12 protein-coding genes are annotated in these 12475 nt (G+C 71.7%); 7 read left to right on the forward strand and 5 right to left on the reverse strand.

What is annotated here, in order from left to right; all coding sequences use genetic code 11:
- Positions 1–129: 129 nt before the first annotated feature.
- Positions 130–1797: an alpha/beta hydrolase gene (locus tag OHO27_RS09175; protein WP_328422094.1), complete on the forward strand. Its 1668-nt coding sequence runs from the start codon at positions 130–132 to the stop codon at positions 1795–1797.
- On the opposite strand, the gene hemQ is transcribed toward OHO27_RS09175, so the two are convergent.
- Positions 1798–2529 carry a hydrogen peroxide-dependent heme synthase gene (gene hemQ, locus OHO27_RS09180; RefSeq protein WP_328422096.1) on the reverse strand — a complete coding sequence of 244 codons (732 nt, stop codon included), beginning with the start codon at positions 2527–2529 and terminating at the stop codon, positions 1798–1800.
- Positions 2530–2534: 5 nt separating this feature from the next.
- On the reverse strand, positions 2535–3995 hold the full coding sequence (gene hemG, locus OHO27_RS09185; RefSeq protein WP_328422098.1) for a protoporphyrinogen oxidase: 1461 nt from the start codon (positions 3993–3995) through the stop codon (positions 2535–2537).
- 161 nt (positions 3996–4156) lie between these two features.
- Between hemG and OHO27_RS09190 the strand changes: the two genes are divergently transcribed.
- Both OHO27_RS09190 and OHO27_RS09195 read left to right on the forward strand, forming a co-directional pair.
- The gene (locus tag OHO27_RS09190) at positions 4157–5197 is read left to right on the forward strand and encodes a DUF4349 domain-containing protein (protein WP_328422100.1); all 1041 of its coding nucleotides are present in this window, start codon (positions 4157–4159) and stop codon (positions 5195–5197) included.
- A gap of 27 nt (positions 5198–5224) precedes the next feature.
- On the forward strand, positions 5225–6634 hold the full coding sequence (locus OHO27_RS09195) for an FAD-dependent oxidoreductase (RefSeq protein ID WP_328422102.1): 1410 nt from the start codon (positions 5225–5227) through the stop codon (positions 6632–6634).
- A 95-nt stretch (positions 6635–6729) separates the two neighbouring features.
- On the opposite strand, the gene OHO27_RS09200 is transcribed toward OHO27_RS09195, so the two are convergent.
- A complete protein-coding gene (locus OHO27_RS09200) occupies positions 6730–7062 on the reverse strand; it encodes a hypothetical protein (protein ID WP_328422104.1) in 333 nt (110 codons plus the stop codon).
- Positions 7063–7187: 125 nt separating this feature from the next.
- Between OHO27_RS09200 and OHO27_RS09205 the strand changes: the two genes are divergently transcribed.
- Entirely contained in the window at positions 7188–8009 is an 822-nt protein-coding gene (locus OHO27_RS09205; RefSeq protein ID WP_328422106.1) for a rhomboid family intramembrane serine protease, read from the forward strand.
- A gap of 6 nt (positions 8010–8015) precedes the next feature.
- Here OHO27_RS09205 and hemE read toward each other — a convergent pair whose 3' ends face one another.
- Positions 8016–9071 (reverse strand): uroporphyrinogen decarboxylase, encoded by a 1056-nt coding sequence (hemE, locus tag OHO27_RS09210; protein ID WP_328422108.1) that lies wholly within the window; start codon positions 9069–9071, stop codon positions 8016–8018.
- 104 nt (positions 9072–9175) lie between these two features.
- Here hemE and OHO27_RS09215 point away from each other — a divergent pair, with 104 nt between their 5' ends.
- The 3 genes from OHO27_RS09215 (at position 9176) to OHO27_RS09225 (ending at position 12272) form a co-directional block, all read left to right on the forward strand.
- On the forward strand, positions 9176–9853 hold the full coding sequence (locus tag OHO27_RS09215; RefSeq protein ID WP_328422110.1) for a DUF3000 domain-containing protein: 678 nt from the start codon (positions 9176–9178) through the stop codon (positions 9851–9853).
- A gap of 297 nt (positions 9854–10150) precedes the next feature.
- Positions 10151–10813, forward strand: a complete 663-nt coding sequence (locus OHO27_RS09220; RefSeq protein ID WP_003997051.1) for a response regulator transcription factor — start codon at positions 10151–10153, stop codon at positions 10811–10813.
- A gap of 178 nt (positions 10814–10991) precedes the next feature.
- Positions 10992–12272 carry a ribonuclease D gene (locus OHO27_RS09225; RefSeq protein WP_328422114.1) on the forward strand — a complete coding sequence of 427 codons (1281 nt, stop codon included), beginning with the start codon at positions 10992–10994 and terminating at the stop codon, positions 12270–12272.
- Here OHO27_RS09225 and OHO27_RS09230 read toward each other — a convergent pair.
- A complete protein-coding gene (locus OHO27_RS09230; protein ID WP_328430738.1) occupies positions 12269–12394 on the reverse strand; it encodes a hypothetical protein in 126 nt (41 codons plus the stop codon). The genes OHO27_RS09225 and OHO27_RS09230 overlap by 4 nt on opposite strands.
- Between the last annotated feature and the right edge of the window lie 81 nt (positions 12395–12475).

Consider the following 12475-nt stretch of genomic DNA (forward strand, 5'->3'; position numbering starts at 1 on the left):
GGCCGACACCCCGGGGCTCGGTGACGCATAGGGGGCATTGAGGCCGACACCGGCAGGGTGGTGCTTGCCTTCCTCAACAGACGAACGAAATATCCCTTTTGTTGCTGCCGTGCACCGAAGGGATACGCCATGAGAGCTGCCGCCCTCTACTCGGTCGCCGGGGCTCTGCTCCTGACGACCCTCTCCGCCGCTCCGGCCGGCAGCACCGGGGCCGCCCCGGGCACGGCCGAGCAGCACGGCACGACGGTGGCCGCCGCGCGCGCCGAGGAGGCCGGCATCACCTTCGGCAACTGCGCCAAGGAGCAGGACCTGCCGGGCCAGATGCAGTGCGGCACGGTGTCCGTCCCGCTCGACTACGCCCGTCCCGACGGCAAGCAGATCAAGCTCGCCGTCAGCCGGGTGCGGGCCACGCACAAGGACCCGCACAACAGCAAGCGCCGGGTGCCGCGGCAGGGCGCCCTGGTCTACAACCCGGGCGGGCCGGGCGCCTCCGGGCTCCACTTCCCGCTGATCGGCCTGCTGCCCAAGTGGAAGCGGCTGGCGGCGGCTTACGACCTGGTCGGCTACGCCCCGCGCGGGGTGTCGCCGTCGGCGCCGCTGTCCTGTCAGGACCCCAAGCAGTCCGTCAAGGGGCCGGTGCAGGCGCCGACGCACCCCTCGGAGTCGTACAAGAAGGAGCGCATCGCCCGGGCCAAGGCGTACGCGCGTGGCTGCGCGCAGCGCACGGGCAGCGCGCTGCAGCACTACAACTCCCTCAACAACGCCCGTGACCTGGACGTCCTGCGGGCCGCGCTGGGCGAGCCGAAGCTGACGTTCATGGGGGCCTCGTACGGCACCTACTTCGGCGCGGTGTACGCGACGCTCTTCCCCTCGCACGTACGGCGGATGGTGTTCGACTCGGCGGTGAACCCGGACCCCGCGCAGATCTGGTACCGCAGCAACCTCGCCCAGTCGGCCGCGTTCGAGGAGCGGTGGGCGGACTTCCGGGAGTGGGTCGCCGAGCACGACGACCTGTACGGCCTCGGTGCCACGCCCGACGAGGTGCTGCGCAGCTACGAGAAGGTACGGGCGCGGCTGGCCGAGGAGCCGGCGGGCGGGAAGGTCGGCACGGGGCAGCTGCAGGAGGCGTTCCTGCAGGCCGGGTACTACGACGACTACTGGCCGTCGCGGGCGAAGGCGCTGTCGGCGTATGTGAAGGGCGACCCGAAGCCGCTGGTCGAGCTGGCCGCGCCGGCGAAGGAGGCGGCGGCCGAGGACGAGAACTCGAGCGCGGTCTACACGGCCGTGGAGTGCAACGACGCGCCCTGGCCGACGGACTGGGCGGTCTGGGACCGGGACAACACGCGGCTCGCGCGCGTGGCGCCGTTCGAGACCTGGGACAACGCGTGGATGAACCTGCCGTGCGCCTACTGGCAGGCGCCCCGGCAGGAGCCGCTCGATGTGCGGACCGGTCGGGGTGAGTTGCCGCCGATCCTGATCCTGGCCGCCGAGCGGGACGCCGCCACGCCGTACGACGGGGCGCTGGAGATGCAGCGGCGGCTGTCGGGCTCGGTGCTGGTGACCGAGCGGGACGCCGGCACGCACGGCATCGCGTACGGCCCGAACGCCTGCGTCAACGGTCACGTCGACGCCTACCTGCTGGAGGGCCGCCTCCCGGCCCGGCGCGCGGCGTGCGAGGGGCACCCCGAGCCCAAGCCGGAGCGCCCGGGCGAGAGCAAGGCGAAGAAGCTGAGCCGGCACACCGCGGCGAAGCCGGGCGGCCGGCCTCAGCAGGCCACCGCCCGGCTCCCGCACTGATCAGGCGAGCCCGGCCACCAGCTCGGCCACGCTCTTGCGGCGGCCCGTGTAGAAGGGCACCTCTTCGCGGACGTGCATGCGGGCCTCCGACGCGCGCAGGTGACGCATGAGGTCGACGATGCGGTACAGCTCGTCGGCCTCGAAGGCCAGGAGCCACTCGTAGTCGCCCAGCGAGAACGAGGCGACGGTGTTGGCGCGCACGTCCGGGTAGCCGCGGGCCATCTTGCCGTGGTCGGCGAGCATGCGGCGGCGGTCCTCGTCGGGCAGCAGGTACCAGTCGTAGGAGCGCACGAAGGGGTAGACGCTGACGTAGTCACGGGGCGTCTCGTCGGCGAGGAACGCCGGGATGTGCGAGCGGTTGAACTCGGCGGGGCGGTGCAGCGCCATGTTCGACCAGACCGGCTCCAGGGCGCGGCCCAGCCTGGTGCGGCGGAAGAGGTTGTACGCCTCCTGCAGCTGGTCGCTGGTCTCCGCGTGCCACCAGATCATGACGTCGGCGTCGGCACGCAGCCCGGAGACGTCGTAGGTGCCGCGGATCGTCACGTCCTTGGCGGCGAGCTGGTCGAACAGCTCCTGGACCTCGTCGGCGTAGCCCGCGCGGTCCTCGGGGAGCACGTCCTTCAGCTTGAAGACGGACCAGAGGGTGTAGCGGATGACCTCGTTGAGGTCCTTGGCCAGCTTGCCCTTGTTCGGGATCCTGCCGGGCTCGGTGGTGGAGGCGTCGTCACTCATGTCCCTTATTCTCCCGCTCCGCCGTGCAGACTCTGCACCGGGTTGGCGGTGAGCTCCTCCACACCGCTCAGGTCGCCCTCGAGCTGGTCCACAGCGGCGTACGCGCTCGCGATGCACGCGGGGATGCCCACGCCGTCGTACTGCGCGCCGCACACCGCCAGGCCCGGCACCTTGGCGACGTGCTCGCGGACGCGGGCCACGCGCGCGTGGTGGCCGACCGGGTACTGGGGCAGGCCGTCGGTCCAGCGGGTGACGCGGGTTTCCAGGGGCGTAGCGTCGAGGCCGGTCGCGGCCCGGAGGTCCCGGCGGGAGACGTCGACGAGGTGGTCGTCGTCGCGCTGCAGGATCTCCGTCTCGCCATAGCGGCCCACGGACGTACGCAGCACGACCACGTCCGGGTTCTCGTCGGCGATCCAGCCCCACTTCTGGGAGGCGAACGTCGACGCCTTGATGGTGCGCCCGTCGACCGGGGGCACGAGGAAGCCGCTGCCCGTCGGCAGGTCGGTGTCGGCGCGGCGGTAGGCGAGGCTGACCAGGGCCATGGAGGCGTACTCGATGCCGTCAAGCTCGGCGGCGGCCTCGGGGGCCTCGGCGCGCAGGAGGCCGGCGGCGGCCGGCGCGGGCAGGGCGACGACGACCGCGTCGGCGTGCAGCACCCGGCCACCGGCGACGACACGCCACCCTTCGGCCGCCTCGCGGCGCAGCTCCGTCACCGGCGCCCCGGTCACGATGTCGCCGCCCCGCGCGCGCACCGACTCCGCGACGGCGAGCGGGAGTCGGCCCACGCCGCCCTCGATGCCCATGAACACCGGCCCGGTCTGCTGGTTCGCGGCGGCCTTGGCCTGGATCTCGCGGACGGCCTCGGTGAGGGAGTCGTGCGTCTTCGCCGCCTGGTAGAGCTGCGGGACCGCCGAGCGCATCGAGATGCGGTACGCGTCGCCCGCGTACACGCCGCCCAGCAGGGGCTCGACCAGGCGGTCGACGACCTCGCGGCCGAGGCGTGCCGCCACGTACTCGCCGACTGCCACGTCGTCCCCGACCTCGGTGCGGGGCAGGTCGGCGTCGCGCTCGATGCGGGCCAGGCCCTCGTCGGACAGGACGCCGGTCAGGGCGGCGGCGGTGCCGGGGACGCCCATCACGTGTCCCTTGGGCATCGGGCGCAGGGCGCCGCGGGTCCAGATCGAGGCCGTCGCGGTGGCGGGCGGCTGGAGGCGGTCGTCGAGGCCCACCTCGCGGGCGAGGGCGACGGCCTCCGGGCGGCGGGCCAGCCTCGACTCGGCGCCGAAGTCCACGCGCGCTCCCGCGATCTCGCCGGGCAGCAGCTTGCCGCCGACCCGGTCGGACGCCTCCAGGACAGTCACGCGTCTGCCGCCGGCCAGCAGCCGGTGGGCGGCCGCCAGACCGGCGATCCCGCCGCCGATGACGACGACCTGGCCCGCACCCGTACGAGTCTCCACTTCGCGCATGTCCCCAGCCTCTCAGACCCCACTGACAGCCCGTTCGCGCCCCGGTGTCCCGTACGAGTCCCGACCGTGACCGCATCGGGACCGTTTCCCGCCAACGTTCGGCCGGACCCCTGCGTCGAAGGAGCGTCAGTCGCCACGACAACCTTCGGGGGTACGCCCACATGCGCGCACGACGATCCGCACGATCCGCACCACCCGTACGACCGGTTCAGGTCCTGAGCGGCCTCCTGCTGGCCGCCGCCCTTGCACTGACCGGATGCAGCGGCACCGACGACGCGGGGGTCGACAGCAGCGCCGCCGGAGGCGGGGCCGCCAAGGAGGAAGTCCAGGCGAGTGCGGGCGCGGGCGCCCCGGGCAGCGGCCCGGGCGCGGAAAGTGGCTCCGACGCGGACCGGGCGACCGCGCCGCCCAAGGCCACGGCGAGCCACATCATCCGGACGGCCTCGCTGACCGTGCAGGTCAAGGACGTACCGAAGGCCCTCGACGAGGCCCGCACCACCATCGAGAACGCGGGAGGCTACGTCGGCAACGAGACGACCACCAGCGACGGGAAGGGCCACGAGCGCACCCGCGTCGTCCTGCGCGTGCCCGTCGACAAGTACGCCGAGGTCCTCGCCGATCTGGAGGGCGCCGGCAAACTGATCGAACGCAGCGCCAAGGCGCAGGACGTCACCGACCAGGTCGTGGACGTGGAGAGCCGCATCACGTCGCAGCGGGCCAGCGTGGCCCGCATCCGCGAGCTGATGGACCGGGCGACCCAGCTCAGCGACGTGGTCACGCTGGAGGGCGAGCTGAGCTCCCGCCAGGCCGACCTTGAGGCGCTGCTGGCCCAGCAGGCGTCCCTGAAGGACCGCACCGGCCTGGCCACGATCACCCTCTCCCTGTCGGAGACGCCGGTGAAGAAGGCAGCCCCGAAGGACGAGGACCCCGGCTTCCTGGACGCGCTCGCGGGCGGCTGGGGCGCGTTCGTGACGATGCTGCGCTGGCTTGCTGTGGCGCTGGGCGCCGTGCTGCCGTTCGCGGCGGTGGCGGCACTGATCGTGTGGCTGTGGCTGAAGGTCCTGCGGCCCCGGATGCCCCGCAGCCCGGCGACCGCGCCCGAGACGACCGCCCTGGGTCCGCTGCCGACGGCCCGCCCGGCACCGGGGCGCACGCGCGCGGGGGACGAGCGTGGCGCCGAACAGGGCGGCGAGCGGGACTGAAATGCCCGGCCCTCGTAGCGTGTTCGCATGAACATGAGCGCTGCGAGTGGTGGGTCGGAAACGCGAGAACGACTGGTCGTCATCGGAGGCGACGCCGCGGGGGTGTCCGCGGCGTCGCAGGCGCGGCGGCTGAAGAGCGCCGAGGAGCTGGAGATCGTGGCGTTCGAACGCGGCCACTTCACCTCCTTCTCGGCCTGTGGCATCCCGTACTGGGTGGGCGGCGACGTCCCGGAGCGCGACCAGTTGATCGCCCGTACGGCCGAGGAGCACCGTGCGCGGGACATCGACCTGCGCATGCGGACGGAGGTCACGGAGATCGACGTGGCCGGCGGCCGGGTACGCGCGCGTGACGTCGACTCCGGCGCGGAGTACTGGACGTCGTACGACGAACTCGTGATCGCGACCGGCGCCCGACCGATCCGCCCCGACATGCCGGGGGCCGACGCTCCCGGTGTCCACGGCGTGCAGACCCTCGACGACGGCCAGGCCCTGATCGACACGCTGGAACGCACGCGCGGCCGGCGCGCGGTGGTCGTCGGCGCCGGTTACATCGGCGTCGAGATGGCCGAGGCGCTCATCAACCGCGGCTACGAGGTCACGGTCGTCAACCGGGGCAGCGAGCCCATGTCCACCCTCGATGCGGACATGGGCCGTCTGGTGCACGAGGCCATGGAGGGCCTGGGCATCACCATGGTCAACGACACCGAGGTCACCAAGATCCTCACTGGCGAGGACGGCCGGGTCCGGGCGGTGGCCACACAGGACGCCGAATACCCGGCGGACGTCGTCGTCCTAGGCATCGGCGTCCGCCCCGAGACGGGGCTCGTGCGAGCCGCCGGCCTCCCCCTCGGCGACCACGGCGGCCTCCTGACCGACCTCGCCATGCGCGTACGCGGCCACGAGAACATCTGGGCGGGCGGCGACTGCGTGGAGGTCCTCGACCTGGTCTCCGGCCAGGAACGCCACATCGCCCTCGGCACCCACGCCAACAAGCACGGCCAGGTCATCGGCACGAACGCCGCCGGCGGCTACGCCACCTTCCCCGGAGTGGTCGGCACGGCCGTCAGCAAGGTCTGCGACCTGGAGATCGCCCGCACGGGCCTGCGCGAGAAGGACGCGCGCAGGGCGGGCCTGCAGTACGTCACGGCCACGATCGAATCGACGAGCCGCGCGGGCTACTACCCGGACTCCTCACTGATGACGGTCAAGATGCTCGCCGAACGCCGCACGGGCCGCCTCCTGGGCGTCCAGATCGTCGGCCGCGAGGGCGCGGGCAAACGGGTCGACATCGCGGCGGTCGCCCTGACGGCCGGCATGACGGTGGAACAGATGGTGTCCCTGGACCTGGGATACGCGCCCCCTTTCTCGCCGGTGTGGGACCCGGTCCTGGTGGCAGCCCGCAAGGCATCGAAAGCAGTGAATGCCGCAACTTCATAGGCGCCGGCGCGGGCAACCCCCTAAGGGGCGCGGGGAACTGCGCGACCAGCCACGACGATTCGGCAGCCGCCGAACCACCCCCGCTCCCAAGGCGCTTACGCGCTGCCGTTGATCCTCTCGATCGCCTGGCGAGCCTGCTCAGCCGGCGGCCGAGAAGGCAACGAAGAAACAGACGCACTCACACTGGGCGGCATCGCGGCAGCGGGCTGCTCCCCCGCCGGCTTCGCATGCGCAGCCCCCGGCCGAACCGACCGCAACCGATGGCTGACGGCCTCGTCCAGCGTCACCGGCCGCTGCATCTGCGAAGCAAGCCGTCCCGCCTCCTGCCCCAGCCGAGCCACGTCTTCCCACGGCAGCCGCACCACCACCGCGATCTCGGCCTCGCCGTCGGGCAACGCGTGAATCGGAGGAGTAACTCGGTCGTTCATCGCCTGTTCCTCACGTAGACCCCGCGACCCGCCTTCCCCGTGCCGCGGGCGGTTGCCGAGTCATACGCGCGCGGCGACGCGCCCGTTCACCGGTTCACGGCACACATCCGGGGCAGATACACCTCGTGGTCATCCCCGTCCATGACGTGAACCCGGTGCGCCGCACCCCCTGGGTGACATACGCACTGATCGCCGCGAACGTCCTCGTCTTCCTGTCCACGCCCGGCACAGCCGGCGCCGTGGCCGGCGAGAGCAGCCTGTCCCAGCTGTGCCATCTGCACGCTTTCCTGGACCAGTACGCCGCGGTCCCGAGGGAGTTGATCCACGGTCAGCTGCCGGGAGTGGTGCCGACCGGCGAGGTCGCCGTCGGCCCGCGGGGCCCGGGCTGTGTGATCGGCCCGCCCGGCTACGACAAGTCCCCGGCACTGTCGGTCTTCACGGCGATGTTCCTGCACGGCGGCTGGCTGCACCTGCTGGGCAACATGCTGTTCCTGCTGATCTTCGGCAACAACATCGAGGACCGCATGGGCCACGTGCGGTACTTGCTCTTCTACGTCGTCTGCGGATACGCGGCGTCGTACGGCTTCGCCCTCCTCAACGACGACTCCGCCGAACCGCTGATCGGCGCCTCCGGGGCCATCGCGGGCGTGCTGGGCGCCTACCTGGTGCTGTATCCGAAAGCCAGAGTGTGGGTCCTCGTGCCGTTCCTGATCTTCCTGCCGCTACGGCTGCCCGCCTGGCTGGTGCTCGGGTTCTGGTTCGCGCTGCAGGCGGTGTACTCCAACGGCGAGGGTGTCTCCGACGCGGGAACCGTGGCCTATGCGGCGCACATCGTCGGATTCCTGGCCGGCATGGCGCTCGCCTGGCCGCTCAAGCCGGGAACACCACCGCCACCGGAGCCGCGCGGCCTGCTGTTCGGCAGGAGAGCGCGGCCCCACACGTGGTGAGCGCCGCTAGCGAGCCGTCCGCGTGTGGACGTACTCGACGAGCCGGGTCAGCGCGTCGGGGTCCGTGGACGGCATGACGCCGTGGCCGAGGTTGAAGACGTGGCCCTCCAGGCCGGCGGCCGTGTCGAGGACCTCGCGGGTCTTGGCCTCGACGGCCTCGGTCCCGGCGAACAGGACGGTCGGGTCGAGGTTGCCCTGGAGCGCCTTGCCGGGTCCGACGCGGCGGGCGGCCTCGTCGAGCGGGACGCGCCAGTCGACGCCGACGACGTCCGCGCCGGCCTCGCCCATGAGCTTCAGCAGCTCACCGGTGCCGACACCGAAGTGGATGCGCGGGACGCCGTAGGACTCGACGGCCTTGAAGACCTTCGAGGAGGCGGGCATCACCGAGCGCAGGTAGTCGCCGGGGGCGAGCGCGCCGGCCCACGAGTCGAACAGCTGGACCGCGGACGCGCCGGCCTCGATCTGCACCTTGAGGAAGGCGGCCGTGATGTCCGCGAGGCGGTCGAGCAGGTCGGCCCAGAGCTCCGGGTCGCCGTACATCATCGCCTTGGCGTTCTCGTACGTGCGGGACGGACCGCCCTCGACGAGGTAACTCGCAAGAGTGAAAGGCGCGCCGGCGAAACCGATGAGCGGGGTGGCCCCGAGTTCGCGGGTGAGCAGGCCGATGGCCTCGGTGACGTAGGAGACGTCCTCGGGGGTGAGGTCACGCAGCTGGGCCAGGCCGGCGCGGGTGCGGAGGGGGCGCTCGACGACCGGGCCGACGCCGGGCTTGATGTCGAGGTCGACGCCGATGGCCTTGAGCGGGACGACGATGTCGCTGAAGTAGATCGCCGCGTCCACGTCGTGCCTGCGTACGGGCTGCAGGGTGATCTCGGTGACCAGCTCGGGCCGCATACAGGACTCGAGCATCCCGATACCCTCGCGGACCTTGCGGTACTCCGGCAGGGAGCGCCCGGCCTGCCGCATGAACCACACGGGCGTGTGCGGCACGGGCTCGCGCCTGCACGCCTTGAGGAAGGCGGAATCGTACGTGGCGGTCGGCGGCGTCTGGTTGGCACTCACGGGGGCAAGTCTCGCACGGCCACAACAGGCCCGGCGCTGGGGTTGCCGTGTTGTCCGGGTGTCCCTCCCTGCACGAAGCGCCGGTTCCCCTTAATCTTCCCGGCATGGCTGCGGCTCAGGGAAGACTGTCGGACGGCAGTGGCGGAATGGACGAGGCGAGGGACAACGGGGAGGCGGACCGGCATTCGAGCAGTACGGCTCCACCGGCGTTCCGCGGCGCGGTCGACGCCCTGCGCAGCAGCCGGTTGCGGCCGCAGATCGAGGTCGAGCAGACCAAGGCGCCCCAGCGCCTGGCTCCGTACGCGTACGCGCTGGAGGCCACCGTCGTCGACGGCGACCACGACCTGGCCGACGGCCGGCTGGTGCTGCTGCACGATCCGGCGGGCCACGACGCGTGGCGGGGCGCCTTCCGGCTGGTGACCCTGGTGCGGGCGGAGCTGGAGGCGGAGATGGCCGTCGACCCGCTGCTGCCCGACGTGTGCTGGTCCTGGCTGACCGGCGCGCTCCAGGCGCGCGGGCTGTCCTACGGCGAGCCGAGCGGCACCGTCACACGGGCGGGCTCCCACTACTTCGGCGGGCTGTCCGAGCGCCCGGCGTCCTCACAGATCGAGATCCGCGCCTCCTGGACGCCACGCGAGGGCCTGGGCGGCGTTCCGGACACCGCGGCCCACCTGGCGTCCTGGTGCGATCTGCTCGCCCAGGTCGCGGGGCTGCCCCCGGCGGGCCCGGGCGACGCGTCGGTGGTGACGCTGCCCCAGCGGCGGGACCCGCAGTCCCGCTGACGGCTGCTTAACCCATAACCGCCACTGACCCTGTAGCCGTCACTTGCCGTGACGGCTCCTCGTTGTGCTCACCACGCACGGTGACCGCCACCGACTTGACCGTCACTTTGTCGATACGGCCACTTTCGGTCAGGAACCGTCCTCGATCGAGCCGATTTCCGCGCCAGTCGATCGACCGTGTGTCTGAATTGCCCCGATTGTTACTCACTAAATCGTGATCTTTCTCTAAAGGGCCACGGGTTTGGTGCCGAAGACGACTGTGACCTTGAAAGCCGTCCCCGCACCCCAGGAGGCCTGGTGTCCGTTCTCCTTGAGCAGCCCGCAAGCCTGGTCGCCTACCGCCCGAACAAGCCGACCGCCATGGTGGTCGTGGCCGATCCCCGCGTCCGCTCCACCGTCACCCGTCATCTCTGGGCGCTCGGTGTGCGTGACGTCATCGAGGCCTCGTCCATCGCGGAGGCTCGTCCCCGCATCGGCAACCCCCGCGACATCTGCGTCGCCGACGTCCACCTGCCCGACGGATCCGGCCTCACCCTCCTGTCCGAGACCCGCGCCGCGGGTTGGCCCAACGGCCTCGCCCTCTCCGCCGCCGACGACATCGGCGCCGTACGCAACGCCCTCGCCGGTGGCGTGAAGGGATACGTCGTCACCGGTACCCGCACCAACGTCGGGCTCCCCACCCGGCCCGGTGCCGCCCCCATCGGCGCTGCCGCAGCCCGTATGCACCGTCGCCACCCGGGTGCCCCGAGCCACCCGGGCGGCTACCGCGAGCTGTCCGGTCGCGAGGTCGAGGTGCTGCGGCTGGTGGCGGAGGGCCAGTCGAACAAGGCGATCGGCGTCTCGATGGGCCTGTCCGCCCTGACCGTCAAGAGCCACCTCGCCCGCATCGCCCGCAAGCTCGGCACCGGTGACCGCGCCGGAATGGTCGCCGTGGCCCTGCGGACGGGCATCATCCACTGAATTCCATGAACGCTTGATCATTCACTGACGTGAACGGGATCGGCCGCTGATCCCGCCCGCGTCCCCTATCTGTCGTGGACCGGAACCTTCACGTGGCTGACTGGTTTACGACCCTCAGGCGCCCGCCGACGGAACGTTCCGTCGGCGGGCGCTGTCCATACACAGATACCCTTGACATGTGACCGACGCCCAAGAGACCGCAGCAGACAGTTCACTGCGAACCACCGGAGGCGCCCCTCCGGAAGACGACGGGTCTTCTGTTACGGAGGCGCCGATCCCTTTGCTGGAGCCCCGCGAGGGCATTCCGCCCGTGATCGCCGACGAGGCCGCGCTCGCTGAAGCGATCGCCGCCTTCGGCGCCGGCTCGGGCCCCGTGGCCGTCGACGCCGAACGCGCGTCCGGGTACCGATACGGCCAGCGCGCGTATCTCGTGCAGCTGCGCCGCTCGGGCGCGGGGTCCGCACTGATCGACCCCGTGGCCTGTCCCGATCTGTCGGGACTCGGCGAGGCGCTGTCCGGCGTCGAGTGGGTGCTGCACGCGGCCACCCAGGATCTGCCGTGTCTCCGCGAGATAGGCATGATGCCGACCCTGCTGTTCGACACCGAGCTGGCCGGGCGGCTGGCCGGTTTCCCGAGAGTCGGCCTCGGCGCGATGGTCGAGGGCGTGCTCGGGTTCGTCCTGGAGAAGGGTCACTCGGCCGTCGACTGGTCGACGCGGCCGCTGCCCGAGCCATGGCTGCGGTATGCGGCGCTGGACGTCGAACTCCTCGTGGATCTGCGCGACGCGCTGGAGAAGGAGCTGGACCGGCAGGGGAAGCTGGAGTGGGCGCGGCAGGAGTTCGAGGCGATCGCGGCCGCGCCGCCCGCGGAGCCGCGCAAGGATCCGTGGCGGCGGACGTCCGGGATGCACAAGGTGCGGCGGCGTCGGCAGCTGGGTGTCGTGCGGGAGTTGTGGGAGACGCGTGACCGTATCGCCCAGAAGCGGGACGTGTCGCCGGGCAAGGTGCTGTCCGACGCGGCCATCGTGGAGGCCGCGCTCGCCTTGCCGGGCAATGTGCACGCGCTCACCGCGCTGAACGGTTTCGGGCATCGCATGGGGCGGCGGCAGCTGGAGCAGTGGCAGACCGCCGTCGATCGTGCGAAGGCTTTGACCGAGTCGCAGCTGCCTGCGCCGGGGCAGCAGGTGACGGGGCCGCCGCCGCCCCGCGCCTGGGCCGACAAGGACCCTGCTGCCGCGGCTCGGCTCTCTGCGGCTCGGGCCGCCGTGTCCGCGCTGGCCGAGCAGCTCAACATGCCGCAGGAGAACCTGATCACGCCGGACACCGTGCGGCGGGTCTGCTGGGAGCCACCGAAGGTCGTCGACGCCGAGTCGGTCGCGGAGGCACTGGCCGGTTACGGGGCTCGGGCCTGGCAGGTCGAGCAGGTCACGCCGGTGCTGGTCGCCGCTCTGTCCGCCTAGCGGCCCCAAGCCCGGAAGAAGACGATCAGCGTCGGCAGGATCACCAGCACCGCTCCTGCCGAGATCGTTTCCCAGTGGGCGCCGAACGGGCCCTTGAAGCGGAACGGCGACGTCGAGATCACGCCAAGATCCTCTGACGGCGTAGACGCCATGCAGGGGCCCCCGGGATGTGACCTTCGCCGCTCCCCCCTCCAGGACTGTGC

This window comes from Streptomyces sp. NBC_00443, assembly GCF_036014175.1.
Taxonomy (GTDB): Bacteria; Actinomycetota; Actinomycetes; order Streptomycetales; family Streptomycetaceae; genus Streptomyces.

What these genes read in the sequence shown, in the direction of transcription:
- OHO27_RS09175 (WP_328422094.1), top strand. Translation starts at nt 130, where the DNA reads ATGAGAGCTGCCGCCCTCTACTCGGTCGCCGGGGCTCTGCTCCTGACG.
- hemQ (WP_328422096.1), bottom strand. Translation starts at nt 2,529, where the DNA reads ATGAGTGACGACGCCTCCACCACCGAGCCCGGCAGGATCCCGAACAAG.
- hemG (WP_328422098.1), bottom strand. Translation starts at nt 3,995, where the DNA reads ATGCGCGAAGTGGAGACTCGTACGGGTGCGGGCCAGGTCGTCGTCATC.
- OHO27_RS09190 (WP_328422100.1), top strand. Translation starts at nt 4,157, where the DNA reads ATGCGCGCACGACGATCCGCACGATCCGCACCACCCGTACGACCGGTT.
- OHO27_RS09195 (WP_328422102.1), top strand. Translation starts at nt 5,225, where the DNA reads ATGAACATGAGCGCTGCGAGTGGTGGGTCGGAAACGCGAGAACGACTG.
- OHO27_RS09200 (WP_328422104.1), bottom strand. Translation starts at nt 7,062, where the DNA reads ATGAACGACCGAGTTACTCCTCCGATTCACGCGTTGCCCGACGGCGAG.
- OHO27_RS09215 (WP_328422110.1), top strand. Translation starts at nt 9,176, where the DNA reads ATGGCTGCGGCTCAGGGAAGACTGTCGGACGGCAGTGGCGGAATGGAC.